General features: G+C 73.6%; 26 protein-coding genes. 7 read left to right on the top strand and 19 right to left on the bottom strand.

Translation table 11 applies throughout. From position 1 onward, the window contains the following. Positions 1 to 44: 44 nt before the first annotated feature. Positions 45 to 602 carry a YqgE/AlgH family protein gene (locus tag LH044_RS02210; RefSeq protein WP_227758164.1) on the top strand — a complete coding sequence of 186 codons (558 nt, stop codon included), beginning with the start codon at positions 45 to 47 and terminating at the stop codon, positions 600 to 602. A gap of 38 nt (positions 603 to 640) precedes the next feature. Here LH044_RS02210 and LH044_RS02215 read toward each other — a convergent pair whose 3' ends face one another. The 3 genes from LH044_RS02215 to LH044_RS02225 all read right to left on the bottom strand — a co-directional run bounded on the left by LH044_RS02215 (position 641) and on the right by LH044_RS02225 (position 3,398). After that, positions 641 to 2,062 carry an aldehyde dehydrogenase family protein gene (locus tag LH044_RS02215; RefSeq protein ID WP_227758165.1) on the bottom strand — a complete coding sequence of 474 codons (1,422 nt, stop codon included), beginning with the start codon at positions 2,060 to 2,062 and terminating at the stop codon, positions 641 to 643. Positions 2,063 to 2,126: 64 nt separating this feature from the next. Further along, positions 2,127 to 3,008 carry a hypothetical protein gene (locus LH044_RS02220; protein WP_227758166.1) on the bottom strand — a complete coding sequence of 294 codons (882 nt, stop codon included), beginning with the start codon at positions 3,006 to 3,008 and terminating at the stop codon, positions 2,127 to 2,129. Positions 3,009 to 3,140: 132 nt separating this feature from the next. Continuing rightward, the gene (locus tag LH044_RS02225) at positions 3,141 to 3,398 is read right to left on the bottom strand and encodes a hypothetical protein (protein ID WP_227758167.1); all 258 of its coding nucleotides are present in this window, start codon (positions 3,396 to 3,398) and stop codon (positions 3,141 to 3,143) included. 195 nt (positions 3,399 to 3,593) lie between these two features. Between LH044_RS02225 and LH044_RS02230 the strand changes: the two genes are divergently transcribed. Further along, entirely contained in the window at positions 3,594 to 4,301 is a 708-nt protein-coding gene (locus LH044_RS02230; RefSeq protein WP_227760055.1) for a type I pantothenate kinase, read from the top strand. A 370-nt stretch (positions 4,302 to 4,671) separates the two neighbouring features. Continuing rightward, positions 4,672 to 4,839: a hypothetical protein gene (locus LH044_RS02235; RefSeq protein WP_227758168.1), complete on the top strand. Its 168-nt coding sequence runs from the start codon at positions 4,672 to 4,674 to the stop codon at positions 4,837 to 4,839. Positions 4,840 to 5,054: 215 nt separating this feature from the next. On the opposite strand, the gene LH044_RS02240 is transcribed toward LH044_RS02235, so the two are convergent. Then, positions 5,055 to 5,510 carry a universal stress protein gene (locus LH044_RS02240; RefSeq protein ID WP_227758169.1) on the bottom strand — a complete coding sequence of 152 codons (456 nt, stop codon included), beginning with the start codon at positions 5,508 to 5,510 and terminating at the stop codon, positions 5,055 to 5,057. Between the two features lie 382 nt (positions 5,511 to 5,892). Here LH044_RS02240 and LH044_RS02245 point away from each other — a divergent pair, with 382 nt between their 5' ends. Beyond that, positions 5,893 to 6,783: a glycosyltransferase family 61 protein gene (locus LH044_RS02245; protein ID WP_227758170.1), complete on the top strand. Its 891-nt coding sequence runs from the start codon at positions 5,893 to 5,895 to the stop codon at positions 6,781 to 6,783. A 90-nt stretch (positions 6,784 to 6,873) separates the two neighbouring features. On the opposite strand, the gene LH044_RS02250 is transcribed toward LH044_RS02245, so the two are convergent. Continuing rightward, the gene (locus LH044_RS02250; protein ID WP_227758171.1) at positions 6,874 to 7,980 is read right to left on the bottom strand and encodes an acyl-CoA dehydrogenase family protein; all 1,107 of its coding nucleotides are present in this window, start codon (positions 7,978 to 7,980) and stop codon (positions 6,874 to 6,876) included. Positions 7,981 to 8,034: 54 nt separating this feature from the next. After that, positions 8,035 to 9,213, bottom strand: coding sequence for an acyl-CoA dehydrogenase family protein (locus LH044_RS02255; protein ID WP_227758172.1), 1,179 nt, complete (start codon positions 9,211 to 9,213; stop codon positions 8,035 to 8,037). A 207-nt stretch (positions 9,214 to 9,420) separates the two neighbouring features. Here LH044_RS02255 and LH044_RS02260 point away from each other — a divergent pair, with 207 nt between their 5' ends. Next, complete coding sequence (locus LH044_RS02260) at positions 9,421 to 10,836, top strand: mycothione reductase (RefSeq protein WP_227758173.1); 1,416 nt, start codon at positions 9,421 to 9,423, stop codon at positions 10,834 to 10,836. 140 nt (positions 10,837 to 10,976) lie between these two features. On the opposite strand, the gene LH044_RS02265 is transcribed toward LH044_RS02260, so the two are convergent. Further along, positions 10,977 to 11,900 carry an NAD-dependent epimerase/dehydratase family protein gene (locus LH044_RS02265; protein ID WP_227758174.1) on the bottom strand — a complete coding sequence of 308 codons (924 nt, stop codon included), beginning with the start codon at positions 11,898 to 11,900 and terminating at the stop codon, positions 10,977 to 10,979. A 72-nt stretch (positions 11,901 to 11,972) separates the two neighbouring features. On the opposite strand from LH044_RS02265, the gene LH044_RS02270 reads away from it, so the two are divergent. Beyond that, positions 11,973 to 13,754 (top strand): hypothetical protein, encoded by a 1,782-nt coding sequence (locus tag LH044_RS02270; protein ID WP_227758175.1) that lies wholly within the window; start codon positions 11,973 to 11,975, stop codon positions 13,752 to 13,754. Here LH044_RS02270 and LH044_RS02275 read toward each other — a convergent pair. Further along, positions 13,745 to 14,296 (bottom strand): HAD family hydrolase, encoded by a 552-nt coding sequence (locus LH044_RS02275; protein ID WP_227758176.1) that lies wholly within the window; start codon positions 14,294 to 14,296, stop codon positions 13,745 to 13,747. The genes LH044_RS02270 and LH044_RS02275 overlap by 10 nt on opposite strands. An 84-nt stretch (positions 14,297 to 14,380) precedes the next feature. Here LH044_RS02275 and LH044_RS02280 point away from each other — a divergent pair, with 84 nt between their 5' ends. Next, positions 14,381 to 15,157: a crotonase/enoyl-CoA hydratase family protein gene (locus tag LH044_RS02280; RefSeq protein ID WP_227758177.1), complete on the top strand. Its 777-nt coding sequence runs from the start codon at positions 14,381 to 14,383 to the stop codon at positions 15,155 to 15,157. Between the two features lie 79 nt (positions 15,158 to 15,236). On the opposite strand, the gene LH044_RS02285 is transcribed toward LH044_RS02280, so the two are convergent. The 11 genes from LH044_RS02285 to LH044_RS02335 all read right to left on the bottom strand — a co-directional run bounded on the left by LH044_RS02285 (position 15,237) and on the right by LH044_RS02335 (position 26,032). Further along, positions 15,237 to 15,653 (bottom strand): NUDIX hydrolase, encoded by a 417-nt coding sequence (locus LH044_RS02285; RefSeq protein WP_227758178.1) that lies wholly within the window; start codon positions 15,651 to 15,653, stop codon positions 15,237 to 15,239. After that, positions 15,646 to 16,155: a GNAT family N-acetyltransferase gene (locus tag LH044_RS02290; protein ID WP_227758179.1), complete on the bottom strand. Its 510-nt coding sequence runs from the start codon at positions 16,153 to 16,155 to the stop codon at positions 15,646 to 15,648. The genes LH044_RS02285 and LH044_RS02290 overlap by 8 nt, the downstream gene beginning before the upstream one ends. Before the next feature lie 39 nt (positions 16,156 to 16,194). Beyond that, a complete protein-coding gene (locus LH044_RS02295; RefSeq protein WP_227758180.1) occupies positions 16,195 to 16,659 on the bottom strand; it encodes a hypothetical protein in 465 nt (154 codons plus the stop codon). Between the two features lie 2 nt (positions 16,660 to 16,661). Further along, entirely contained in the window at positions 16,662 to 17,189 is a 528-nt protein-coding gene (locus LH044_RS02300; protein WP_227758181.1) for a DUF4193 domain-containing protein, read from the bottom strand. Between the two features lie 142 nt (positions 17,190 to 17,331). Further along, the gene (locus tag LH044_RS02305) at positions 17,332 to 18,954 is read right to left on the bottom strand and encodes an FAD-dependent thymidylate synthase (protein ID WP_227758182.1); all 1,623 of its coding nucleotides are present in this window, start codon (positions 18,952 to 18,954) and stop codon (positions 17,332 to 17,334) included. 46 nt (positions 18,955 to 19,000) lie between these two features. Next, positions 19,001 to 20,170, bottom strand: a complete 1,170-nt coding sequence (locus LH044_RS02310; protein ID WP_227758183.1) for a M20 family metallopeptidase — start codon at positions 20,168 to 20,170, stop codon at positions 19,001 to 19,003. A gap of 97 nt (positions 20,171 to 20,267) precedes the next feature. Further along, the gene (locus LH044_RS02315) at positions 20,268 to 21,257 is read right to left on the bottom strand and encodes a zinc-binding dehydrogenase (RefSeq protein ID WP_227758184.1); all 990 of its coding nucleotides are present in this window, start codon (positions 21,255 to 21,257) and stop codon (positions 20,268 to 20,270) included. A 53-nt stretch (positions 21,258 to 21,310) separates the two neighbouring features. Further along, positions 21,311 to 21,946 carry a diacylglycerol kinase family protein gene (locus LH044_RS02320; protein ID WP_227758185.1) on the bottom strand — a complete coding sequence of 212 codons (636 nt, stop codon included), beginning with the start codon at positions 21,944 to 21,946 and terminating at the stop codon, positions 21,311 to 21,313. Further along, positions 21,943 to 24,609: a DEAD/DEAH box helicase gene (locus LH044_RS02325; RefSeq protein WP_227760056.1), complete on the bottom strand. Its 2,667-nt coding sequence runs from the start codon at positions 24,607 to 24,609 to the stop codon at positions 21,943 to 21,945. The genes LH044_RS02320 and LH044_RS02325 overlap by 4 nt, the downstream gene beginning before the upstream one ends. Continuing rightward, complete coding sequence (gene tatC, locus LH044_RS02330) at positions 24,606 to 25,496, bottom strand: twin-arginine translocase subunit TatC (protein ID WP_227758186.1); 891 nt, start codon at positions 25,494 to 25,496, stop codon at positions 24,606 to 24,608. Before tatC ends, LH044_RS02325 begins: the two co-directional genes overlap by 4 nt. Positions 25,497 to 25,498: 2 nt before the next feature. Further along, positions 25,499 to 26,032, bottom strand: coding sequence for a Sec-independent protein translocase subunit TatA/TatB (locus tag LH044_RS02335; RefSeq protein ID WP_227758187.1), 534 nt, complete (start codon positions 26,030 to 26,032; stop codon positions 25,499 to 25,501). Between the last annotated feature and the right edge of the window lie 40 nt (positions 26,033 to 26,072).

Raw genomic sequence — 26,072 nt, forward strand, 5'->3', positions numbered from 1 at the left:
GCCCCCGGGCGCCCGTCGGCCCCGCCGTCTGGGAAGCTGGGGCGGTGATCGAGGCGTCGACCCGCTACCAGCTGCTCGTGTCGGTGCCCGACCTCGGTGACGCGAACTTCGACCAGACGGTCGTGTACGTGGTCGAGCACGACGACGCCGGCGCCTTCGGCGTGGTGCTCAACCGACCGACCGAGACCGACATCGGCGACCACCTCCCGGACCTGTCCATCCCCGTCGTGTCGCCGGGCGTGTTCTTCATCGGCGGTCCGGTGTCGGTCGGCGGTCTGCTCGCGCTGGGCCGGCGCCGCCTGGGCGCCGAGGCCGCCCACGTGGCCGAGCTGCCGGGCCCCCTGGCCCTGATCGATCCCGAGGCCCTCGTCGAGGGCGAGGTCGAGGGGATCGACGCCATGCGGCTGTTCACCGGCTACTCGGGGTGGGGCGCGGGCCAGCTCGACGCCGAGATCGCCGCGGGCGCGTGGCACGTGGTCGAGGCCACGCCCGACGACGTGCTGTGCGCCGAGCCCGAGGCCCTGTGGCGCACGGTGATGCGACGCCAGGGCGGCCGCCTGGCCAGCCAGGGCCTGTACCCCGAGGACCCGTCGGTGAACTGATCGGCGGGGGAGGGGAGCGGGCCGCGCCGGCGGCCGGCTCAGCCCTGGATGACGATCATCCGGCGCTCGGTCATCTCCTGCACCGTGTACGGCGGACCCTCACGGGTGTTGCCGGAGTCGCGGACGCCGCCGTAGGGCTGCTGGTCGGCCCGCCACGACGGCAGCTCGTTCACCAGGACGCCGCCGAAGTCGAGCGTGTCGGCCGCCTTCAGGGCCTTGCCGATGTCGGTCGTGAACACCGACGCCTGGAGGCCGTAGCGCGTGTCGTTGGCGAGCGCGAGGGCGTCGTCGAAGCGCTCGTAGGGCGCGACGCCGACGAGCGGTCCGAACACCTCGGTGGTGCAGACCTTCATGTCGGGCCGGACCCCGTCGAGCAGCGTGGGCACGAGCACGTCGTGGTCGCCGCGGGTGCCGCCGACGACCAGCCGCGCGCCCTCGTCGGTCGCCTCGGCGATCCAGGCTGCGACCCGGTCGGTCTCGCCGGGGTCGATCAGCGCGCTGACCTCGGTCGCGGGGTCGGACGGCGGCCCCACCTTCAGCTGGCCGACCTTCTCGGCCAGGGCGGCGACGAAGCCCTCGTGGAGGCTGTTGTGGACGTACACCCGCTGCACCGAGATGCAGGTCTGGCCGGCGAAGGCGTAGCCGCCGACGGCGATCTTGGCGGCCGCGGTCTCCCAGTCGCCGTCCGGCTCGATGACGACCGGGGCGTTGTTGCCGAGCTCGAGGCTGACCCGCTTGCGGGGCGCGTCGGCCCGGATGCCCCAGCCGACCTCGGGCGACCCCGTGAACGTGATCATCGCCACGTCGGGGTGGAGGACCATGTGGTTGGCGACCCGACCGCTGCAGGTGACGACGTTGAGCCACCCCGGCGGGAGGCCGGCCTCCTCGAAGAGGCGGGCGATGCGCAGGGCGGTGAGCGGCGTCGACGAGGCCGGCTTCAGCACCACCGGGCAGCCGGCGGCCACCGCCGGTGCGATCTTGTGGCACACGAGGTTGAGCGGGAAGTTGAACGGCGAGATCGCGCCGACGACGCCGATCGGCACGCGCTTGGTGAAGCCGAGCTTGCCGACGCCGGCCGACGACGCGTCGAGCGGGACCATCTCACCGGTGAACGTGCGGGCCTCGGCGGCCGAGAAGCGGATCGTGTCGACGGCGCGCTGCGCCTCGACCCGTGCGGTGGTGATCGGCTTGGCCGACTCCTCGGAGATCGAGCGGGCGAACTCGTCGAGGCGCTCGGTCAGCAGCACCGCGGCGCGGTCGAGCACCTCGGCGCGCTCGAACGCGGGCGGCGGCCCGGCGCGGTGGCGCTCCAGCGCGACCGCGATGGCGCGGTCGAGGTCGGCCGTGGTGCACGCGGGCACGACGCCGACCACGGAGCCGTCGTAGGGGGAGCGGACCTCGTTCACCTCGTCCGCGAGGACGTCGGTCCCGTCGATGAGCGCCGGTGTGATGTCGGTCATGCGGCGAGGCTACCCACGAGGGGGTGGCCGGCAGTCGGCGACGAGGGCCCGTCGCAGCGGGTGCTCAGCCGGCCGGCGGCGACCCGGGAGGCGGCGGGGTCCGGTAGGTCGCCTGGACGTCCACCCGCTCCACGCGCTCGACGATGACGGCGTCGACGATCTCGTCGTCCCAGGCGCCACGAGGTGGGCCGCCCTCCGAGCCGTTCGCCCCGCCGGCCCCCGATCGCGGGCCGGGCTCCTCGACGACCTCGCCCTCGCCGGCGTCCTCCTGGACGGCGGCCTGAGCCGGTGGGTCGGCGCGCCCGCCCGCGAAGTACTGCTTGGCGGCCCGGCCCACCGAGCGGGCCAGCACGGCGTTGCCCGCAGCGCCGACGCCGGCGCCGATGCCGTAGGGCACGAGCGCAGCCAGGCTCCACGGGCCCCTGGCGTTGGACAGCTTGGCGACCGCCTTCTTGGTGACGCCCGCGCTGGCGGGCGCCGCGGTCCCCGTGGGCAGCTTGGCGACGAGGCGAGCGCCGCTGCGGGAGCCCACCCGGGCGGCCAGGCCGGTGAGGCCGACCGCGGCGCTCTCCGACAGCCCCAGGACGGCCAGGACGAGCGCGGTGCGCTCGTCGACGGTGGACTGCTGGTGGCCGTAGATCAGGCCGATCCCCATGATCATCTCGCTCAGCCGGCCCATGCTGTACGTCGCGTCCGCGCCGGCGGTGGCAGCCGCGACGGCCACGCCCGCGACCGGGGAGGCGGCGGCGCCGCCGGCCACCGCGCCGCCGAGCGCGAGCTCCTTGGCGCACTTGCGGATCAGCCGGTCCGCCAGCTCGTCGGGCGTGGCGGTCGGGTCCTCGGCGCGCAGGCGGGACACGGCCTCGACGGCCATGGCGAAGCGCTGGTCGACCATGCGGTCGACGATCGGCACGAGCGAGCGCTCGTCAGGGCGACGACGGGCCACGTCGTCACGCTACCGAACCACCCCGGCTCCCCACGGTCATGGGGAGCCGGACCGGTCCGTCATCACAGGATCACCCCCGACGGTGCAGACGTGTCACGCCGGCGACCGCGCCAAGGGAGTGGTGGTCCCCGCTCAGGAGAGCGTGAGGTATGCCTCCGCCCGTCGACGTCGCACGTTCGTCCGGCGCTTCCAGAAGGTCTGCTTCCAGTGGCGCACACGCCGCTGCGGTCGGAGCACGGCGTGGGACTCCGGCGAGTCGTGCTCGTCGGTGTAGCCGTGGGTCGCGTGCGGGATCTCCAGCACCAGGCCGTCGTGATCCTCGTCGAGGACCGCGATGTGCAGGGACTGGTTGACCGTGCGGCGCACCCTCCGGTGCTCCGCCTTGCGCAACTCCCGTTCCTCCTGCAGCGCAGAAGTGGCTCCGGACCGACGAGTACGGTGACGGTTGGACATCGGCACCTCCCTGGGTTGTGGGTGGCAGGCCGGACGGGTCCGACCCGCTCCACTAGGGGACACCGGTCACCCGGGTCTGTCAAGGGTATGGACCGGCGCTCACGGGAACTTCACGGGAGGCTCACGGTGGTGATGGAGGCCCTGGTCGAGCTGGTCGCCGCGTGCCGGGACGAGGTGGGGGAGCGGCCCGCCGTCGTGGGCATCGGCGGTCCGATCTCGAGCGGGAAGTCCACGTTCGCCGGGCTCCTGGCCGATCGCCTGCGCGAGGACCGCGAGCTGGCGGTCGGCGTCGTGGCGGCCGACGGGTTCCTGTTCAGCAACGACGACCTGCACGCCCGGGGCCTGTTCGACCGCAAGGGCTACCCGGAGTCGTTCGACGTCGCGTCGCTCGTCGCCTTCCTGGACGCGGTGCGGCACGGCCGCACCGACGTCGTCGCGCCGAGGTACTCCCATGAGGCCTACGACGTGGTGCCCGGGACCGATCCGGTCGGCGACGTCGACGTGCTGGTCGTCGAGGGCATCGTCGTGCTGCAGCCGTCGATGGACGGCCAGCTCGACCTCGGCATCTACCTGAACGCCGAGCCGGACGACCTCCGCGACTGGTACACGGACCGGTTCGTGGAGCTCGTGGGCGAGGTGGAGGACGGCTCGACGTCGATCCTGTCGCTGTTCCGGGGGCTCGAGGGCCAGGCGCTGCGCGACGCCGCGGTCAACGTCTGGGAGGCGATCAACGTCCCGAACAACGTCGAGTTCGTGGAGCCGACGCGGGGGAGGGCCGACGTCGTGGTGGTGCAGGACGCGGACCACGGGCTGGTCGCGCTCGAACGCCGCGAGGTCTGACCGGCGACCCCCGCCTTTGGCGGACGTTTCCGTCGTCTGACGACCGGAACCGCCGCCAAAGGCGGCGGCGGGGGGCCTGGGATCCGTCCGGGGTCGGCCGTCGAGCACTAGATTCGTCACTGTGACGAAACGACGGGGTGGGGAGGTGGGGTCGGGGGACGCGTCGTCGGTGCGGCGGTCGTCGCAGGTCGCCGACCTCGAGGAACGGGACGCACCGAGGCGATGTGCGTGGTGCGGACGGCGGTTGCCGGATCCGGCGGCCACGGGACGGCCGAGGACGTACTGCCGGCGATCGTGTCGCCAACGGGCGTTCGAGGCCCGCCGGCGGCTCGGTGAGCTGACCTGGGGCGAGGACCGCCTCAAGGAGCTCGTGAGCCGCATGGACGACCAGTACGTGGTCCTGGCGACGCTGCGGGATGCGGTCGACGAGATGCTGCGTGACGTCGAGGACGGCCGTCCGTGGGACGACGACACCAGGGACGAGCACGTGCGGCGGCTCAGCGCCTTGCTGGACGACGTGTCGACGACGTCGTCGTAGCGGCCCTCGATACCGCTTCGGCGGCCGTTTCCGTCGTCTGACGACCGGAACCGCCGCCAAAGTCCTCTGTGGGAATGCCGGAAATGCTGATTATGTCCGTAGGGCTGGATGGCGGCGCAGGGCCCGGCTGCGCCGGTACCCCGCTCTCGACGCTCCCACGATCCTCAGCGACGCCGGCGCGCGTGCTGCGGGTCGGAACGATCCGCGCCGCGCGGTCAGTCGTCCTTGGAGTTGACGACGAGCACCGGGCACGGGGCGTTGTGCACGACGTGGGTGCTGACCGAGCCGAGCAGGGCCCGCTTGATGGCGCCCCTCCCCCGGGACCCGATGACCACCACGTCGGCGCCGAGCTCCTGGGCGGCCGCGACCACGGCGAGGCCGGGCTCCCCCGTCTCCACCCGCCGCTCGATGTTCTGCCCGGCGGGCAGGCCGGCGATCGTGCGGTCGATGCTCTCGTCGGCCTCCTCCTTGGCGCCGACCCACGCCGCGTCGACGACCTCGGGGGTGGCCATGCCGCCGGCGAAGCCCGACTCCATCCCCGACGACACGACGGCCGGCGTGTGGACGACGCACACCAGGGTGACGCTCTCGGCCTCCCCCAGGACGGCGAGGCCGCTGGCGGCCGCCTCCACGGCGTGATCGGAACCATCGGTGGCCACGAGGATCTTCACGGTCGCTCCCCTTCCAGGGTGGCTCGGCGCGACGCTGGAGGCCGCGGTAGATCTGCGAGGGCAAGGGTAACCCTCGCTGCACCCTGGGAAATGCCTGTGAGATGAGCGGGCCGACCATTACAGTTCGATGACGATGGGATGGGTGGCCGACAAGACCTCGTGGTGGCGTCGAGCCGACCCTGGGCCTCGTCGTGCCTCACGCAAGGCGGCGCACTGGCCGCGGACCGTGCCCGCCGCCGTGCTGTCCGGGGCTGAGCTGGTCCACCTGGGGGGCGGAGAATCCCTCCCGTGCCCCGACGCCGACAACCTCCCGCTGGCGCCCGCCGCTGCCCGCGCCGGCCTCGGCACGTCCCGTCTCGCGCTCCCGCCGGCTCGCGTCCACGTGCTCGCCGACGTCGTCGTGCGACCGGGCTGCGGCGTGGTCACGAGCGCCGACGGGCGGATCGTGGCCGAGAGCGTCACGACGGCGATGATCGGCCGCGTGCCCCTCGACGACGCCGAGCTGCGCCGTGACCCGATCCACGTGGACGGCACGGTGGCGGTCTTCCGCTCGCCGCAGCGGTCGACCTTCCACACGCTGGTCGACGACCTGCCCAGGGCGGCCCTGCTCATCCACCCGGCCCTCGGTCGCCTCGGCAACATGTCGGTCCTGCACGACGGGCCGCTGACCGACATGGAGGCGACGCTGCTCGAGCACCTCGGCGGTCGGCGTGTGCAGCTCGTCGAGGTCGAGCCCGGGCAGCCGATCCACGCCGATCGGGTGGTCGTCCCGAACTTCGTCACCCGACCCGGGGCCGGTGCGGTCCCGAGCTGGTTCCGGCGCTGGTGCGACCAGGTGCCGCTGCCGTGCGCGGCCCAGGGGCCCCGGCGCATCTTCCTCGACGCCGGCTCGGCCGCCGGTGTCGAGAACCGCGCCGACCTCCTCGAGGTCCTCGAGCGCCACGGCGTCGAACCGCTCGACCCGTCGTCGCTCAAGCCCGACCTGCTGCTCGCCACCCTGCGCGACGCCGACGTGGTCGTCGGCTCGGCCGACGGCGGCCTGACCGGCTGCCTGTTCAGCCACCGCGCCCACGTGGTCGAGCTCCTCGACGACGTCACGCTCGACCCGGCGATGTACTACCTCGCAGCGTGCAAGGGCCTGCCGTACGACTACGTGCCTGCGGTCGCACCGGCGACGCCGGCCCGCCGCTCGGGCCGGGACCGCCGGTCCGGGGCCGAGGTCACGATCGACATCGGCTGGATCGACCGGTTGCTCGACCGCGTCGCGGCCTGACCGTGGTCCCCGACCGCGCGGCTCCCGTTCCTGCGTGACGTTCCGTCGCTCGGCGACGGCCGGCGACGCAGCAACGGGAGCGGCGCTCGGTCAGACGGGCTGCTCGGCGATGATCTCGCCGAGGAGGAGCAGCTGGCGCGTCGCCCCGCCGAGCTGGAGCTCGAGCTCCTTGGCCTGCAGGAAGCAGCGGTGCAGCGGGTAGTCGCGATCCACGCCGACGCCGCCGTGCAGGTGCTGCGCCGCGTGGACGACCCGCTGGCCGCCCCACGCCGCCCAGAACTTGGCGGTCGACACCTCGGCCGAAGCCGGCTCGTCGTTGCCGAGCCGCCACAGCGCCTGGTGCGTCGTGAGCCGGACGGCCTCGGTGTCGATGTAGGCGTCCGCGGCCCGGTGCGCCACCGCCTGGAACGAGGCGATCGGCACGTCGAACTGCTTGCGCTCCTTGGCGTAGTCGGCGGTGAGGCGGAGGGCCTCGTCGCACACGCCGGTGGCCACCGCGCACTGGGTGCCGATCGCCCGCTCGTAGGCCCAGCGGAGCGCGTCCGCGCCCTCGGCGATCAGGGTCGCCGGCGCGTCGGCCAGCAGCAGTGCGGCCTGCGGGTCGCCGAGGGTGGTGTCGAGCGGCTCGACGCCGACACCCTCGCCCTTCTCGACCAGGAACAGGCCCACAGAGCCGCCCGACTCGATGGCGGCCGGCACCAGCACCGCGTCCGCGATCACGCCGGCGGGGACGCAGATCTTCGTGCCGCTCACGGTCCAGGCGTCGCCGGCGCGGCTGGCGATCGTGGTCGGCACCAGCGGCTCGCCGCCCTGCTCGTGCCACGCCGCGGTCAGGATCAGCTCGCCGGCCGTGACTCGGCCGAGGAGATCGGCGGCCACGTCGACCGGTGCGTAGCGGGCCACGGCCGGGACGCCCAGGCCGAGCGTCTCCCACAGGGGCACCGCCGCGGCCGTGCGGCCGACGGCCTCGAGCACGGCGCCCAGGGCGATCAGGTCGAGCCCGGCGCCGCCGTGCTCCTCGGGCACCGTGGCGCCCAGCACGCCGACCTTCGCGAGCTCGGCCCACAGGTCGGCGTCGAAGCGGGGGCCGTCGCCCCGCTCGAGCTCCCGAAGGCGCTCGTGGGTGGATCGGTCGGCGAGCACCTGGCCCGCCAGGTCACCGATCGCCTGCTGCTCCTCGCTGAAGCGGAAGTCCATGTCGTTCGTCTCCTCGTGCGTTCGTCTGCGTCGTGTCCCGGGTGATCGGCCGCGTCAGTTGCGCAGCGCCCGGGGCAGGCCCAGACCGAACATGCCGATCAGGTCGCGCTGGATCTCGTTCGTGCCGCCGCCGAAGGTGAGGATCAGCAGGCTGCGGTAGTTGCCCTCGAGCCGGCCCTTCAGGACCGAGCCGACCGAGTTGCGCTCGAGGTAGGCGGACGGGCCGATGACCTCCATCAGCAGGCGGAACGCCTCCAGGTAGAACTCGGTGCCGAACGTCTTGATCGTCGACGCGTCGGCCACGTCGAGGTGCCCCTCGGTGGCGGTCCAGGCGACCTTCCAGTTGATGAGGCGCAGGAACTCGAGGCCGGCGTGGACGCGGGCCAGGTTGAGCCGCACCCACTCCTGGTCGACGGGGCGGGAGCCGTCGGCGTTCACCGTCTCCTGCGCCCAGCGGCGGACCTCGGTGTAGGACTGCTCGAGCAGGCCGGGCGAGCACAGCGTCACGCGCTCGTGGTTGAGCTGGTTGACGATGAGGCCCCAGCCGTTGTTCTCGCCGCCGACCAGCCAGTCGGCGCGGGCCCGGACGTCGTCGAAGTACGTCGCGTTGATGTCGTGGCTCGACAGCAGGTGCAGCGGGTCGATCGTGATGCCCGGCGACTTCATGTCGACGATGATCATCGAGATGCCCTTGTGCTTCGGGGCGTCGGGATCGGTGCGGACCGCCAGCCAGCAGTAGTCCGCGTCGGAGGCCAGCGACGTCCACATCTTCTGGCCGTTGATGACGTACTCGTCGCCGTCGCGGACGGCCTTGGTGCGCAGCGACGCGAGGTCGGTGCCGGCGCCCGGCTCGGAGTAGCCGATGCAGAAGTGCAGGTCGCCGGCGAGGATCTTCGGGAGGAAGAAGTCCTTCTGCTCCTCGGTGCCGTACTGCATGATCGTCGGGCCGACGGTGTTGATCGTCAGCATCGGCACCGGGGCGCCGGAGCGCATCGACTCGTCGAAGAAGATGAACTGCTCCATCTGGCTTCGGCCCTGGCCGCCGTACTCCTTCGGCCAGCCGATCCCGAGCCAGCCGTCCTCGGCCATCTGCTTCACGATCCGCCGGTGCGTCGGGCCGACGCCGGCCTCCTTGTGGAGCAGGTCCTTGACCTCGTCGGTCAGCAGGTCCTCGTAGTAGCGCCGCAGCTCGTCCCGGAGGCGCTGCTGCTCCTCCGTGTACGCGATGTGCATCTGTTCCCCCTGGCTCGGTCCGTCTCGGTCTGGCGGTTCGATCGTGCAGCCCGGGTCGACCGGGCGGGACGGGAAACTGTAACGCGTTCCAGTTCTGCGGCCGGGATCGGTGCGCGACGTGCGGTGCGCTCTCGTGCGTGCCGGCCGGTCCGATCCCCCGCCCGGCGCCGCCTCGGTCGCGACCACCCCGCCGTAGGCTCGGCCGTCATGACGTCCCCCTCCACGGCCCACGTCGACGTGCTCATCATCGGGACCGGCTCGGGCAACTCGATCCCGACCCGCGAGTACGACGACCTCACGATCGGGATCGTGGAGCGGTCGACCTTCGGCGGGACGTGCCTCAACCGGGGCTGCATCCCGTCGAAGATGCTGGTGATGCCGGCCAACCGGGTGGTCGAGGCGGAGGAGGCGACGGCGCTCGGGGTCCACTTCGACCCGCCCCGCATCGACTGGCCGTCGATCCGCGACCGGACCTTCGGCCGGATCGACCCGATCGCCGAGGGCGGCGAGCAGTACCGCCGCGGCCAACCCAACACCACGGTGTTCACCGGCGACGCCCGCTTCACCGGCGAGCGCGCCGTGCGGGTCACCGCCCCGGGCGGCGCCACCACCGACGTCACCGCCGACAAGGTCGTCCTGGCGGCGGGGGCGTCGCCGATCGTCCCCGACATCCCCGGGCTCGCCGGCACCCCGTTCCACACGTCCGACACGATCATGCGGGTGGACTCGGTGCCGCGTCACCTGCTCGTCATCGGCGGTGGGTTCATCGCCGCCGAGATGGGCCACGTGTTCGGCTCGCTCGGCTGCGACATGACGATCGTCCACCGTGGCGCCCGCATGCTGCGCCACGAGGACCCCGACGTCTCGGAGCGCTTCACCCGTGAGTTCGGACGCCGGGCCCGTCTCCACCTCGACACCGAGGTCGTGGGCGTCGAGCACTCGGGCGGCACCTTCCGGCTCGTCCTCTCCCCCGCGCCCGGCCACCAAGGCCCCGACTGCCCCACCGACGTGACCGGCGACGCGCTGCTCGTCACCACCGGCCGCCACCCGAACGGAGCCGAGCTCGAGGTCGAGGCCGCCGGGGTGAAGCTCGACGAGGACGGCTACGTCCTCACCGACGACACCCTGCTCACCACCGCCTCGAACGTGTGGGCGCTGGGCGACATCCGGAACCCGCTGCAGCTCAAGCACCTCGCCAACCGCGAGGCCAAGGTCGTCTCGCACAACGTCGTGCACCCCGACGACCCGATGCACCTCGACGAGCGCGTCGTCCCGCACGCCGTCTTCTCCCACCCCGAGGTCGCGTCGGTCGGCGAGACCGAGACCGAGCTGCAGGAGCGCCGGCAGCCCTACCGAGTCGGCAAGCGGGCGTTCGGCGACACCGCCTACGGGTGGGCCCTCGAGGACCGCAGCGGCTTCGCCAAGGTGCTCGTGTCGGCCGACACCGGGCTGATCCTCGGCGCCCACGTGCTCGGGCCGCAGGCCGCGACGCTCATGCAGCAGATGGCCCAGGCGATGACGTTCGGCCTCACGGCGGAGCGGGTCGCCAAGGAGCAGATCTGGGCGCACCCCGGCCTGGCCGAGGTGCTCGAGAACGCCCTGCTCGACGCGCTCGACGACTGATCCCCGACCCGGGAGCTCGGGGATGTCCCCGAGAACGCCGATCCGGCGTTCTCGCGGCTCACGCGTCGCTCAGCGATCGCTGGTCCCCGAGATCGGACGGCGGTGCCTGCACGCGTCGACGAGGTCGCAGAGGAGGAGGGTCACGCCTGGGAGGCGAGCCAGGCGTCGGCGAGGGCGTCGAAGCCGTCCTTCCACGCGACCGTGGTCGGCCCGGTGATGCTCACCATGCGCTCGAGGTCGACGGTGACGCCGCCGATCGTCGACTCGGTCTCCTCGAACGTGGCGCGGTAGCCGCACCGGTCGGCGAGGTGCTCGCACCACTCCTCGAGCGAGACCTGCTCGGCGCCGCCCCAGTTGACGATCGTCGCCGGGACCGTGGCCGCGCCGAGCAGCGCCGGCACGGTCGCGGCGATGTCGGCGAGGTCGATCGGGTTGAAGAGGTTGGGCCGGTCGGGGTGCACGGGGATCGGCAGGCCGGCCTGCATCATCGCCAGGTGGAAGGCCGGCCAGCCCCGGGGCGTGCCGTCGGGCCCGACGCCGTAGGGCACGTTGAGCCGGGCGATGGTCGTCGGGACGTCGAGCAGCCGGCACATCGTGCGCACCACCTCCTCGGCGGCGATCTTGGCGATCGAGTAGGTGGGCATGATCGGGCGGTGGTTGTCGCCGAGCGCGGCCGACTCGTCGAGGACGGTGGCCCCGGCCGGGTCGTACACCCCGGTCGACGAGCAGTGCAGGACCCGGGCCGGCCGGACGTGCGCGATGAGCAGCCCGATGCCCTCGGCGTTGGCGCGCAGGTCGAGGTCCCACCGCTGGGTCTTGACGACCGCGAAGTTGAGGAGCGCGTCGACGCCCGTCGGCACCGCTCCGAAGTCGGCCTCGACCAGGTCCGCGGAGGCGCACGCCACCCCCGCGGCCTCGAGTCGCTCCCGCGCCGCGGCGTCGGAGAAGCGGGCCACGCCGGTGACGTGGTGGCCTGCGGCGGCCAGCGAGGTGGCCACCGATTCGGCCACCTGGCCGGTGACGCCGGTGACGATCAGGGTCTGGGCTTCGGGGAGGTCGCTCACGTCGCCCATGCTGGCACCCGGGGGGCGGTTCCGGCTTCCTGCACTCGTGAGGCGTCCGTTAGCTTGGCGCCCATGTCCCGCCGACTCGAGATCGAGCTGACCTCCGAACGCCCTGACGGGTCCTGGACCTGGCGCGCGGCCGGTGCCAAGCAGCCGAAGGGCGAGATGGACGGGTCGCTCGTGCCGGGCGGCGCCAAGGTCGGCGACGTGCTCCGCGCCGACGCCGAGTTCCTCATCGACGGCATCGAGATCACCGGCGTCCTGCCCCCCAAGGGCGAGCGCAAGCAGCCGGAGCTGCTCGAGATCATGGGTTCCGGCCGCGACGAGCCGCTGGTCACCACGCAGCTCGTGAGCCGGGGTCGCGGCGAGGGCCGCGGTCGCGGGCGCGGTCGGGACCGCGACGGCGACGGCCCCCGTCGCGAGCGTCGGGACCGCGGCGATCGGGGTGACCGACCGCGCGGCGACCGGCCCCGTGGGCCGCGCCCCGAGGTGCCCGAGCGCCCCAAGCCGAAGCGCCTGCGCCCGGGTCGCGCCTACCGGAACGCGGTGATCGACGAGGTGCCGACCGAGCAGCGGCCGATCGCCGACCAGGTGCTGCGCGGCGGTGTGCCCGCCGTGCGCGAGGCGATCGCCAAGCAGAACGAGCAGGCCCGGGCCGAGAACCGACCCGAGGCGCCGACCGAGCAGGTCGTGGCCATGGCCGAGGCCCTCTACCCGCGCCTGCGCGACGCCGAGTGGAAGGACCGCGCCGCGGCCGCGATCGCCGACCTCGACGAGCTCGACCTGCGCGACCTGCGCTCCGTCGTGGTGGCCGGCGACGGCGCCACCCACGACGAGGAGGCGCGGGAGATGCTCGAGCAGCTCCGCAGCGGCCTGACCCGTCGGGTCGAGGAGGAGCACTCCAACTGGGTGGCCGACATCAGCGCCAACCTCGAGGCCGGGCGGTTCGTCCGCGCCCTGCGCCTCAGCTCCCGCCCGCCGAAGGCCGGGACGCCGGTGCCCGCCGAGCTGTCGGCGCGGCTGGTCACCTCGGTCTCCGAGGGCCTCACGCCCGGCACGAACCAGGAGCTGTGGGCCGCGGCGGTCGACGCGCTCGCCTACTCGCCCGTCCGCCAGCAGGTCGCGCCGGCGGGGCGGCCCGAGAACCCGACCGACGACCTGATGGAGGCCGTGCGCCGGGTGTCGGACCGCGTGCCCAAGGTCGCCGAGCTGTTCGGGGTCGACCCGTCCGAGGCCGCGGCCGCCAAGCGCCGGCGCCCGCCGCGCGGCAAGCAGGGCGCCGGCCGTCCGGGTGCCAAGCAGGGCGGCGGAGGCAAGGGGGACGCCCCGAAGGGCGGCGGGCGCGAGGGCGGGTCGCCGAAGGGCGACGCCGCGAAGGCCGACGCGCCGAAGGCCGACGCGTCGAAGGGCGAGGCGCCCAAGGGCGACGTTCCGACGGCCGAGGCGCCCGACGCCGACGCCCCGACCCAGGACGCCGTGACCGACGAGGCCACCCCGCCGTCCGCGCCGTCGACCGAGGCCGCCGCCGAGACCGCGCCGGCCGAGCCCGAGCAGGACGCTGCGCCGGCCCAGGACGCTGCGCCGGCCCAGGACGCTGCGCCGGCCCAGGACGCCGAGGCCGCACCGGCCGAGCCCGAGCAGGACGCGGCGCCGGCGCCGGACGAGGCGACCGAGGCGACCGACGACGCTGCGCCGGTGGAGGCCGAGCCCGCTGCCGGTGACGAGGCCGTCGGCGCGGATGACCCGGCGCCCGAGACCGGCGCCGCGGCGGAGGGCGAGATCGACGCCGCCGAGGCGGGTCCGCTGCGGGCTGAGCCCCACGCCGGGTCTGCGGGCCCGGTGACTCAGCCGTAGAGGTCGAGCAGCTGGTCCGGACGGTCGAGCACGCTCCCGTCCGGACGGGCCGCCCGCACGCGCGGGTTCCAGCCGGCCCACACGAAGCGGCACCCGATCTCGTCCGCGCAGCGGACGTCGCCCCCGCTGTCGCCGACCATGACGATGTCGGTGGCGTCCAGCCCGATCGCCTCGAGGACCGGTCCGAGCCCCTTGTGGGCCCAGCCGAAGTGGTCGGAGAAGAGCGCCACCTCGGGCGTCCATCCGAGGCGCGCCAGCTCGGCCGCCCCGGAGCGGGGGTGCTTGTTCGAGCACAGGGCCCACCGGCCGAGGCGGGCCACCACCTCGTCGACGCCGGCGAACGGCCGCACGACCTGCTCGTCGTAGAGGTCGGCGTAGGCGTCGAGCGAGATGCCGAGCCGCTCGCACTCCTCGGCGATGGCGTGGCCGAAGCTGATCTCCCCGCGGGGCACCCCGAGGGCCAGGAAGGGCTGCACGAGCGCGTCGTCGGAGTCGACCAGGGTGCCGTCGAAGTCGAACACGAGCGCCTGGACCGCAGCCATGCGGCGCACCCTACCGACGCCCGCCCGGCCCCCCGGGCACTGAAGTAGACCGGCCGGTCAAGTTCGGCGGTAGTGTCCGGGCCCATGACCATCGAGTACACGAAGCAGGGCAACGTCGGGATCATCACGATCAACCGACCCGACGCCCGCAACGCCGTCAACAGCGACGTCGCCTCGGGCATCGAGGACGCGATCGACCAGATCGAGGCCGATGACGAGGTGTGGGTCGGCATCCTGACCGGCGCCAGGACGGAGAAGGGCTACATCTTCTGCGCGGGCGCCGACCTCAAGCAGATGGCCACCGATCCCGGCGGCATGACGACCGCCAAGGGCGGGTTCGCCGGCTTCGTGCAGCGCGAGCGGACCACCCCGATCATCGCCGCGGTCGACGGCCCGGCCCTCGCCGGCGGCACCGAGATCGTGCTGGCCGCCGACCTGGTCGTCGCCTCCCGCACCGCCGTGTTCGGCATCCCCGAGGTGAAGCGCAACCTGGTGGCGGGGGCCGGCGGCCTCTTCCGCCTCCCCCGCAAGATCCCGCGCAACATCGCCATGGAGCTCGCCCTCACCGGGCGGCTCGACTTCCCCGCCGAGCGTGCCTACGACTTCGGCATGGTGAACCGCCTCTGCGACGAGGGCCAGGCGCTCGACACCGCGCTCGAGCTCGCCGCCGAGATCACCGAGAACGCGCCGCTCGCCGTGGCCGAGAGCCGCCAGATCATGCTCAAGTCGACGGACGAGCCCGACGAGGTCGGCTGGAAGCTGTCGGGTGAGGGGATGATGAAGATGTTCGGCACCGAGGACTTCGGGGAGGGCCTCACCGCCTTCGCCGAGAAGCGCAAGCCGAACTGGAAGGGCCGCTGAGCCCCGACCTGACCTGATCCCGGACCCGGGGTCCCCCGCTCCCCACGGGGGCGAGGGGCCTCGGGACCCGGCTGAAGGGTCAGGCCAACGTGTCGATGACGCCGTGCTCGGCGAGGAGCTCGGCGAGCCCGTCGACGAGCGGCAGCTCGGCCACGTCCCACACGGGCATCCAGCGGGCCTCGGCGACCTCGGCGCCGGCCGTCGGGTCCACCGCGTCGAGGATCACCGACGTGAAGCAGGCGACCACCTCGTGGGCACCTCCGGGGTCCGCGGTGCGGATCGACTCGTACCAGCCGAGGAAGGGCCCCGACAGCGCGCCGAGGCCGGTCTGCTCCGCCACCGCCCGGACCGCCGCCTCGACCATCGTCTCGCCACCGGCGACGCGGGCGAGCGGCACCGACCACCGCCCCTCGGCCGGACCGCCGTCCCGCCGCACGACGAGCAGGTCGTTGCCCCGGGTGGCGACCGCGCCGGCCACCACCACCGGGTCAACCACCGCCGCGCCCGTCGACCGGGCCCTCCTCGTCGACAGCGCCGCCCAGGGGCCGGTGCACGGTGATCTTGCGGGCGACCAGGCCGAAGCCCTCGAAGAAGTTCTTGGTCGCACGGTCGCCCGGCAGGGCCTCGGCCTGGATGCCGCCGCACCCGTCCTCCTCGGCGCGCCGGACCAGCGCGGCCATGAGGGCCCGGCCGACGCCGACCCGGCGCGCCTCGGGCTCGACGTAGAGGTCCTGCACCACGGCGAGGGGCGCGCCCCTGGTCGGCTCGACCCGTGCCACCGCATAGCCGACGGGGACCGGCCCGAGGCAGCCGAGCAGCACGATCGCCCGGCCCTCGGCGGCCGCGGCCAGATCGGCGTCCACGGTGCCGTCGACCGGGACGGGTCGGGCCTCGCGGTCGCGGAACACGGCCCCGCCCTTCTGGGTGTCGAGGTGCTCGAGCGCCCTCGCCGCCAGGCGAACGAGCTCGGGGCGGTCGGCCGGGGTCGCGTCGCGCACGACGGGTTCGAACGACGGGGTGGGCGCCGGGCCCACGGCTCAGCTCCCGTCCGCGGCGGACTGGAGCTGCCGGACCCGGTTCAGGATGGTCTGGCGGGCCCGGTGGGCCTGCTCGTAGGCCTCGACGTCGGACAGCTCGTCGACCGACAGCGACGCGAGCCGCGGCACGACCTGCGAGGCGGCCAGGCTGTCGTAGTCGGGGATCGCCAGCTCGTCGGGCGCCGGCGCGCCCTCGGCGGCCGGGACCGGCGCGTGCGCCGGGCTCGCCGCCGCGGTGGCGATGTCGACGACCGGCGCGAGGTGCTCGTCGTCAGCGCCCGAGTCGTCGGCCGCGTCGTCGCCGGCGCCAGCCGACGAGCCGTCGCCGCGGCGACCGAGGCACGGCAGGTGCGACACGATCCGCTGCGCCAGCTCGACCTGCGAGCGGGTGCGCTCGACGAGGAGCGGGACCGCGCCCGCCACCTCCTCGACGAGCGCCGCCGGCAGATCGAGGGGGCGGACCACGCTCAGCCCTTCCTGCCCTTCGCGGGCTGCTTGCCGGTCAGGCGGTTGACGATCTCGATGCCGCCGCACGGGTCGTAGCCCTCTGGGCACGTCAGTGCCCCCGGCCGTCCGAACTGGCGCGGATGCACGATCAGGAAGCACGTCGGGCAGGTGAACTCGTCCGCGGTCTTGGCCGCGACCCGCTCGCCGGACTCGGCACCGGGCTCCTCGAGCTCGTCCTCGTCCTCGTCGTCGTCGCCCGCGGCGATGCGGTCCTTGAGGATCGTGTCCAGGTCGGCCTCGACGTCGTCGGGGTCGACGTCCTCGTCGTCCTCGTCCTCGTCCTCGGAGGCGCGCTTCGCCTTGGCCGCGGGGACGTCGTCGGCCGCGTCCTCCTCGTCCTCCTCCTCCACGGCGACGACGACATCGTCCTCGTCGTCTGCGATCTCGACCTCGTCGATGTCCTCTTCGAGATCGTCGTCGAGGGCTTCCTCGTCGTCGAGGGTCTCCTCCTCGTCGGTGTCCTCATCAAGGAGTTCGTCGTCGTCCATGTTCCTCTCGGCCGTCGCTCAGGCCTGGTGGCAGGGGGTCTTCAGGGCGAGGTCGGGGCGCATCATAGACATCACGCCCCCTCCGGGAGTACCGGATGTGCCAGCGAGGCGTGACCGCCGTCGCAGGGGGCCGAGCGGGACCTCAGGCCGACTCGGTCCGCCGCGCCTCGGCGCGGCGCTCCGCACCGAGGCGCTCCAGCTCCGCCTCGCCGGAGTGGTCCACGAAGCGCATCATCTCGGCGATGGCCCGGTGCCCCGCCCGCTCCGCGATCAGGTGGTGCATCCGCTGGCCGATCGCCCGGTAGCTCGGGTGGCCCTGGATCGAGGTCCGCAGCTCGATGAGGTGCATGGCCTCCCGGGCGTTGAACTGCATGGCGTAGCGGAGGCGGTAGGCCAGCGAGACCGCGTACGAGGCCCGCTCCGGGAACCGCTCCGCCAGCAACGACCACAGCGCGGCCGACCGCTCCATGGCGTCGTCGAAGCGGCCGGTCATCCCGGCCTCGTCGATCGCGGCCGGACGGGTGTAGCCGTGGGCGGGCGTCAGCTCCTGCCACTCGATCGTCATCAGCCGGTGGCGCTGCAGGTCGCGGAAGGCGCCGTAGTCCGAGACGACGTCGAACCGGTAGTCCGTGCGCTCGAGCGCCCGACCGGGCTTGTGGCGGCGGTTGGTGCGGTCGCCGACGTAGGCCCGCATGACCGCCAGGCGGTCCTCGACCGACATGGTCCGGACCCGTTCGATCAGCGTCGACTCCGCGAGCCCGGTGTAGGGGTAGAGCATCGCGGCGACGACCTTGAGCTCGCCCTCGGGGTCGAAGTCGACCAGCTCGACGCCCGGATCGGTCGGGCCGTCGACGGCGTCGCCCGAGAGCATCTCGTAGGTGATCGCCTCCATGGCGTCGCGGTTGGTGCGCAGGTACTCGGAGGTGGCCACACCCCGATCGGGCAGGTCGACCCGCTTCAGGAAGCTGGGCACCACCTTGCGGAGCTCGACGAGCATGAGGTCCGCGTACTGCCGGGCCTCGGGCAGCGGGTGCGAGCGCATGCGCAGGAGCAGCGTCTCGAACGCCTGGCCCGATGCGTAGATGCCGACGTTCGACAGCGAGGCCGCCGGCAGGATGCCGCGGACCGCGTCGAAGGCCTTGGCCCGGATGGCCTGGCGGTAGACGAAGTCGGAGTCGGACTCGCTCTTCGGGTGGCGATCCCGGAAGTGCTCCTGCATGTCGAGGGCCAGCGCCGAGTACGTGTCGAACAGCTGGTCCATGTCGCCGACGTAGCGGGCCCCGAGGTGCGAACCGAGGATCTCGGGGTCGCGGTGGTAGCGGTAGCGGCCGCCGAGGCGCTCGTCGTAGGGGATGTAGCGGGTCGACTGCTCCAGGTAGGACATCAGCCGGCCCCACTCGAGGACCTTCGTCAGGAGGTTCGAGGCCTGTTCGCAGGCGAGGTGGACGCCGCCGAGCTGGGCCACGCTGTCGTCGCCGTACTCGAAGAACACCCGGTCGTAGAGCGACTCGGCCCGGGCCAGGCCGATGGTGGCGTCGACGGTCTCGTCGCCCGTGGTGTCGAGCTCGCCCACGAACTCGTCGAGGAACAGGCGCCGCAGCGACTTGGCCGAGCGCGAGTAGCGGGCGAAGAGCGCTCCCTTGACGACCTCGGGCAGGTTCACGAGCGCGAAGACCGGCCCGTCGAGGCTGGTGAAGTAGCGACGGAGGACCGTCGACTCCTCCTCCGTGAACTGCTCGGCGACGTAGGTCGGGAGTGCCGTCATCGGACCGTGAGGATAGAGGCGCCCGGGACCTGCCCCGGGGACCGCCTCAGGACCCGCTCGTCGGGGCGTCGGAGGGGCCCGCCGCCCAGCGGTCGAGCACCACCGCCGCCAGGGCCTTCGCCCCGTCGAGCACGGCGGCGTCGCCGGCCGCGCCCCGGGCGTGGACGGCGAAGTCGGGGGTGTGGATGGCCACCCCCGGCGGGGCGACCGCGATCATCGGATGGATCGACGGCACTGCGTGGCTGACGTTGCCCATGTCGGTGCTGCCCACGACCGGCCCGACCACGTCGGGGTCCTGCGGCACCCGCCCGAGCTCGCTCGACCGCTCGCGCCAGCGCTCGAGCAGCCACGCGTCGTCGATGAGGTCGTCGTAGGGCGGGTCGAGCCACTCGTGCTCCATCTCGCAGCCAGCGGCCTCGGCGCCGGCGGCGAGGCAGGCCAGCACCCGCTCCTTCAGCGCGGCCAGGCCCTCGATGCTCGGCGAGCGGACGTACCAGGACGCCCCGGCGCGGCGGGGCACGACGTTGGCCTGCTCCCCCGCCTCGGTGAAGATGCCGTGGACCCGCTCGTCGGGGCGGATGTGCTGGCGGAGGGCGGACACGTTCACGTAGCCGAGCACTGCGGCGTCGAGGGCGTTGCGGCCGTTCCACGGCGCTGCGGCGGCGTGCGAGGCCCGGCCCGTGTAGGTCACCGAGAGGCGCTGGATGGCGATCGCCGCCATCGTCGGCAGGTCGTGGTCGGCGGGGTGGACCATCACCGCCGCGTCGACGCCGTCGAACGCGCCGTCCCGGAGCAGGAACACCTTGCCGCCGCCGCCCTCCTCGGCCGGTGTCCCGAGGATGCGGACCCGTCCGCCGAGCTCCTCGGCGAGCTCCGCCGCGGCGAGGCCCGCGCCGAGGCCTGCGGCGGCGATCACGTTGTGCCCGCAGGCGTGGCCGACGCCGGGGAGCGCGTCGTACTCGCAGATCACGGCGACGACCGGGCCGGTCGAGCCGGCCTCGGCGACGAACGCGGTCTCGAGCCCGTGCGCGTGCCGGGTGACGGCGAGCCCCTGCGACTCCAGCTCGTCGCAGAGCAGGTCGTGCGCGAAGCGCTCCTCGAAGCAGAGCTCGGGGTGGTCGAAGATCTCGTGGCTCACCCGCAGCAGCCGATCGGCGTGGCGGTCGACGGCCTCGTGGGCGCGCCGGGCGTCGGCCGGATCTGCGGTCGTCGTCACGGGCGCCACCCTACCGGCCGCCCTCCGTCGTCCCCTCTCGTCCGGCCCTACCGCAGGTCCGGTGATCGCCCGGGGCCGGGGACGGCGGCTCGTCGGGTCAGGGCTCGGGGTGCTCGAGGACGATCTTGCCGAGCTGCTCGGCGGAGCGGAGCCGCTCGAGCGCCCGGGGGTACTCCGACAGCGGGAGGATCTCGTCGACGACGACGGGGAGCCCGTCGCTCAGCAGGTCGGTGACGTGCTGGAACTCGGTCTGGCTGCCGCAGGAGGCGCCGATGACGTCGATCTGCTTGAAGAAGAGGCGGGGCAGGTTGAGCTCGACCTTCGGCCCGGAGGTGCCGCCGCACACGCACATGCGGCCGCCGTGGCGCAGGGTGCGGAAGGCGAAGTCCCAGGTGGCGGGGCCGATGCTGTCGACCACGATGTCGGCGGTGACCGGGTAGGGCTCGTCGGACGGGAAGGCGCCCTCGGCCCCCAGCTCGAGGGCCCGGTCGCGCTTGGCCGCGTCCCGCGACGTGACGAAGACCCGGGCCCCGACGTGCTGGGCCAGCATCAGCGCCGCCGTGGCGACGCCCCCGCCGATGCCGGTGACGAGCACGGTGTCGCCCTTCTGGATCCCGGCCCGGCGGAACAGCCGCCAGGCGGTCGTGTAGCAGACCGGGTAGCTCGCGGCCTCGGCCCACGAGCGGCCGGTGGGCCGGCGGGCCAGCTGGTGCGCGGCGACCACGCAGAACTCGCCGTGACCGCCCCAGCACCCCTCGCCGAGCAGGGTCATCGCCGGGTCGAGCACGCTGTCGTCGCCGCGGACGAGGGCCTCCTCGGGGACGAGGGCGGTGTTGATCACGACCTCGTCGCCCGGGGCCCAGTCGGTGACCGCGCTGCCGACCTCGTCGATGACCCCGGCCACGTCGTTGCCCGGCACGTGCGGGAAGGCCGGGGGCTTGGGCAGGCCGGTCGTCAGCCACAGGTCCATGTGGTTGAGCGCCGTGGCCCGGACGCGGACCTTGACCTCGCCGGGGCCCACCACCGGGTCCGGCACCTCGCCCCACCGGTAGGTGCCGGGCGACTCGTCGAGGAACCACGCTCTCATGCCTGGAGGGTACCCACGCGCGGGGCCGAACGTGCCTGGGTGGTTCCGCCCGGTCAGACCACGATCACCAGGGCGTCGGGCAGGCACCGGAACTCGAAGTGGGTCGCGGCGCCGATGAGCCGCCCGTCGACCCGGATCGGCATCTCCCGCTCGTCGAGCACCTCGTAGGACGCGGTCCGCCGCTCGACGATGCCGGGGTGCGGCAGGTGGCTGCCGGTGGCCTCGCGCCGGGCCGCGGCCCGGACCTGGCTGCGCGGGACCCGGCCGTCGGTGATGTCGAGCAGGCCGTCGTTCGGGTGCGCCCTGGGGCCCAGGTCCGCAGCGCCGAGGTGCGTCCCGTTCATGGCGACGACGGTGCGACGGGCCCACCGCCGGCGGCCCTCCCCCGCCACCGCGTGGGCCAGGAAGAGGTGGCGCGCCACGAGCCCGTCGCCGCGGTCGACGACCACCTCGCCCAGGTCGATCGGGAGGCGCACCCCACGGCCGGCCCGGAGGTCGGCCTCGTCGTGGGGCGGCGAGCCGAGCGCGGCGTGCAGGTCCCCGCCGAGCAGGCCGACCTCGGCGAGCGTCGTGCCCTCGGCGATCGCAGCGGCGGCCAGGTCGGCGACCTCGCCGTCGGTCCGCGCGACGGGGGCGCCCTCGGCGAGCGCCCCCGGGGCACCCCACTCCTGGCCCCGGCGGATGGTCACGACACCTCGCTTCCGGCCTCCACCACGCCGCGGAACAGGTCGTCGGCGGCCCGCCGGCACACGGCGGCGGTGCGGGGGTCGGGTGCGACGTCGCCGAGCTGGCGGAGCAGGTCGATCAGCTGCTTCGTGTTGCGGACGAAGTCGCCGCCGGTCATGTCGTCGTCCAGCACCGCCTGCAGCGACCGGCCGTCGGCCCACGCGAAGGCGGCGGCGGCGAAGCCCGGCTCGGGTCGTCGTGTCTCCGGCACCTTCGCGGCCCGCTCCCAGCCGTTGAGCCGGCTGCAGAGGTCGTCGAGGCGCTCGGCGCGGCGCCGCACGTCCTGCGACGGGTACTGCGGGGGCGGCGGCGCCTCGGGGCTGCGGTGCTCGTAGGTGACGCAGCTCGCCAGCGCTGCCACCCCTGGCGCGTCCAGGTCGTCGAACAGCCCGTCGTCGAGCGCGAGCGACAGGAGCAGGTCGCACTCGTGGTAGATCCGCCGCAGCCGCTCGCCCGACGGCGTCAGCGACCAGCCCCGGGTGTGCCCGCCGCGGGCCAGCACCTCGAGCACCGCGTCGAAGCGCTTCACCAGGCCCGAACCGCGCCGGTCGAGGCGGCGCCGGGCGACCGAGAGGTCGTGCGCCAGGCGGGCGCGCTCCCGGTGGCGGGCCACGACCTGGTCCCGGTCGTCACGGCGTTCGAGCGGGTGCGCCTCGACGGCGGCCCGCGCCGCCAGGTGGGCCTCGAGCGCGTCGTCGTCGACGCCCTCCCACTCGTCGTCGCCGCGGCGACCGCCCTTCCGGTTCCCCGCCCGTCGGAGGTTGGTGCGGCGCAGCACGGCGGCCGCGTCGCGCCGGTAGTCGGCCCGCCGGGGCTCGAACGGGACGGGCAGGTCGACGGTGGCGATCGGCGAGACCGGCGCGTCGAGGTCGGCGGCGCGGAGCTCGACGTCGGTCCCCTGGGCCGTCACCGTGCGGACCCGGACGGCGCCCCCCTTCCGGAACGCGACCGAGAGGACGAGCAGCAGGCGCCGCCCGTCGCGGGTCGGGCGCTCGATCACGTCGCCCGGGCGGAGCGACGCCAGCGAGGTCTCGATGAGGGCGCGCCGATCGCCCCGGCGTGGCCGCGTGGCCGCCACCTCGTCGAGCGCGGCCACGTAGGACGCGACCGCGTCGTCCTCGGCGCCCTCGGGAGGACCGCCGAGCAGGTCGAGCTCCCCGGTCAGGCGGTCGACACGGGTCTGGAGCTGCACGGCGGCCCGGTCGGCCTGGAACTGCGCGAACGACCGGGCGAGCACCGAGTGGGCGACCTCTCGGTCGTAGCGGTGCACCAGGTTGGCGGCCATGTTGTACGTCGGCCGGAACGCCGACGCGAGGGGGAACTCGCGGCTCGCCGCCAGCCGCGCCACCTGGGCGAAGGTCACGAACGGCGACCACAGCACCACCGAGGTGCCCTGGTCGTCGATGCCCCTCCGACCCGCCCGGCCCGTCAGCTGCGTGAACTGCGCCGGCGTCAGGAACTCGTGCGACTCGCCGTTGTACTTGGTCAGCTTCTCGATGACGACCGACCGCGCCGGCATGTTGATGCCGAGCGCCAGGGTCTCGGTGGCGAAGACGACCTTGATCAGGCCCTCGGCGAAGCAGTCCTCGACCGCCTCCCGGAACGCCGGGATCATGCCGGCGTGGTGCGCCGCCACCCCCGCCTCGAGCGTGGCCAGCCACTGGTCGTAGCCGAGGACGTCGAGGTCGGCGTCGCTCAGGCTCGCGACCCGACCCTCGGCGAGCGCCCGGATCCGCGAGCGCTCGGCGGCGTCGGTCAGGCGGAGCCCGGCCTCGAGGCAGTGGTTCGCCGCGTCGGTGCAGGCGGCACGGCTGAAGATGAAGTAGATCGCGGGGAGCAGGTCCTCGTCGTCGAGCCGCTCCACGACCTCGAGGCGCCGCGGCGTCCTGAAGCGGCTGCGGTACCGGCTGGGGCCCTGACGGCCCGGGCGCTGCCGCGGCCCACCCGGTCGGCCGCGATCGGCGTCGAAGCGGTCGCCCTCGGGGTTGGGCCGGCCGTCGACCAGCACCGGCACCAGGTGGTCGCGCTCCGACGAGCGGTCGCCGACCATGTAGAGGCTGTCGAGTCGGATCGGCCGCACGTGCTCGACGACCGTGTCGGTCGGGCCGCGCAGCTCCGCGACCCACTCGCCGAGCTCGGCGGCGTTCGACACGGTGGCCGACAGGCACACGAAGCGGACCGACGCCGGCGTGTGGATGAGGACCTCCTCCCAGACCGGTCCCCGGTACGCGTCCTGCAGGAAGTGGACCTCGTCGAGCACGACCCACTGCAGGCCCCTGAGCGACGAGGAGCCGGCGTACACCATGTTGCGGAGCACCTCGGTCGTCATCACGACCACCGGCGCACCCGGGTTCACGGCGTGGTCGCCGGTCAGGAGGCCGACGCGCTCCGGCCCGAGCTCGGCGACCAGATCGGCGTACTTCTGGTTCGACAGGGCCTTGATCGGCGCGGTGTAGAAGGCCTTGCCGCCGTCGCGCAGCGCGAGGGCGACGGCGTGCTCGCCGACGACGGTCTTGCCCGATCCGGTCGGGGCCGACACCAGCACGTTCCGACCGGCGTCGAGGCCGGCGATCGCCTCCTGCTGGAAGCGGTCGAGCGGGAAGTCGTGGGCGAAGGCCCCGGTCAGGACCCGTCTCCCTCGTCGGGCGGCGCGTCGTCGGCCGCAGCGGCGGCCTCGGCCTGCTGCTCGTCGACCCGGGCGGCCTTCGCCGCGCGCCGCGCCCGCTGCTCCTCCGCCTCGCGCCGGGCCTTCTTGCGCTTGCGGCGGTTCCAGAGCTTCCCGATCCAGATGCTGATCGCGTAGAAGAGCCACATCGGGATCGCCAGGGCGAACATCGAGATCGGGTCGCCGCTCGGCGTGATGCCCGCGGCGATCAGCGTGATGAGGACGATCGCCTGCCGCCACCACGAGGCCAGCCGCTCCGGGGTCACCACCCCGATCATCTGCAGCGCGACCACGACGACGGGGAACTGGAAGCCGACGCCGAAGGCCAACATCATGAACAGCGCCAGCTTGACGAAGTTCTCGATGCCGGAGCGGATCTCGACGTCCTGGCCGCCGATGCTGACGAGGAAGCTGACGGCCTGCGTGAGGGTGAAGTAGGCGGTGACCGCACCGGCGATGAACAGCAGCATCGCCGTGACCGTGAAGGCCAGCGCGTAGCGGCGCTCCTTCTTGTAGAGGCCGGGGGCGATGAACCGCCACAGCTGCCAGAGGATCACGGGCATCGCGAGGAACAGCGCGCCGTAGCCCGCGATGCGGAGGCGCAGGGTGAACGGCGCAAGGAGGTTCGTCTCGAGGAACTTGCAGCTCGCGTCGGGATCGATGTTCGTCAGCGCGTCGCAGTACGGGGCGTTCAGGATGTCGACCAGCCACGGGTACAGGAACCACGCGGGGATGAGCATGAACGCGATGGTGCCGACGCAGATCAGCAGGCGGGTGCGCAGCTCCCGCAGGTGATCGGCGAGCGCCATCGAGGCGCCCTCGCGCTCCGCTCCCTTCAGGACGGCCACGGTCAGGCGGTCTCCCGCTCCTCCGGTGCGACGGGGACCTCGGCAGCGGGAGCGGTCACGTCATCGCCGCCGGCCGGGGCCGGCGCGTCGGCCGGGGTCGCGTCGGTCGGCGCGGCAGCCGGGGACGCGTCGGCCGACGCGGCAGCCGGGGACGCGTCGGGCGTCGCCGCAGCCGGGGACGCCGCTGCCGGCGCGGCGTCGCCGTCGGAACCCGTGGCGGCCGACCCGTTCGCCGCCGCGGCGTCGATCGAGGCCTGCTCGGCCTTGGCGCGCTCGTCGGCCTCGGCCTCGAGGGCGTACTCGGCGAGCTTCTGGCGCGGCCGGGCGGCGAAGTCCCCGAGCTCCTTCAGCGGCTGCATGGCCGGGTCGTCCATGACGCCCTGGACCTGGCCCTGCAGGCCCGAGGTCATGTTCTTGAACTTGGCGATCAGCCGGCCGGCGCCCTTGGCCATCTCGGGGATGCGCTCCGGGCCGAGCACGACGAGGGCGAGGATGATGATGACGAGCAGCTCACCGCCGCCGAAGTTCTGGATCATCGGCGTGCGCCGGCCAGGGACATGGCCCACATCGTACCGG

Source organism: Dermatobacter hominis (assembly GCF_020715685.1).
GTDB classification, from domain to species: domain Bacteria; phylum Actinomycetota; class Acidimicrobiia; order Acidimicrobiales; family Microtrichaceae; genus Dermatobacter; species Dermatobacter hominis.

What these genes read in the sequence shown, in the direction of transcription:
- LH044_RS02215 (WP_227758165.1), bottom strand. Translation starts at nt 2,062, where the DNA reads ATGACCGACATCACACCGGCGCTCATCGACGGGACCGACGTCCTCGCG.
- LH044_RS02230 (WP_227760055.1), top strand. Translation starts at nt 3,594, where the DNA reads ATGGAGGCCCTGGTCGAGCTGGTCGCCGCGTGCCGGGACGAGGTGGGG.
- LH044_RS02250 (WP_227758171.1), bottom strand. Translation starts at nt 7,980, where the DNA reads ATGGACTTCCGCTTCAGCGAGGAGCAGCAGGCGATCGGTGACCTGGCG.
- LH044_RS02255 (WP_227758172.1), bottom strand. Translation starts at nt 9,213, where the DNA reads ATGCACATCGCGTACACGGAGGAGCAGCAGCGCCTCCGGGACGAGCTG.
- LH044_RS02260 (WP_227758173.1), top strand. Translation starts at nt 9,421, where the DNA reads ATGACGTCCCCCTCCACGGCCCACGTCGACGTGCTCATCATCGGGACC.
- LH044_RS02270 (WP_227758175.1), top strand. Translation starts at nt 11,973, where the DNA reads ATGTCCCGCCGACTCGAGATCGAGCTGACCTCCGAACGCCCTGACGGG.
- LH044_RS02275 (WP_227758176.1), bottom strand. Translation starts at nt 14,296, where the DNA reads ATGGCTGCGGTCCAGGCGCTCGTGTTCGACTTCGACGGCACCCTGGTC.
- LH044_RS02280 (WP_227758177.1), top strand. Translation starts at nt 14,381, where the DNA reads ATGACCATCGAGTACACGAAGCAGGGCAACGTCGGGATCATCACGATC.
- LH044_RS02300 (WP_227758181.1), bottom strand. Translation starts at nt 17,189, where the DNA reads ATGGACGACGACGAACTCCTTGATGAGGACACCGACGAGGAGGAGACC.
- LH044_RS02305 (WP_227758182.1), bottom strand. Translation starts at nt 18,954, where the DNA reads ATGACGGCACTCCCGACCTACGTCGCCGAGCAGTTCACGGAGGAGGAG.
- LH044_RS02315 (WP_227758184.1), bottom strand. Translation starts at nt 21,257, where the DNA reads ATGAGAGCGTGGTTCCTCGACGAGTCGCCCGGCACCTACCGGTGGGGC.
- LH044_RS02335 (WP_227758187.1), bottom strand. Translation starts at nt 26,032, where the DNA reads ATGATCCAGAACTTCGGCGGCGGTGAGCTGCTCGTCATCATCATCCTC.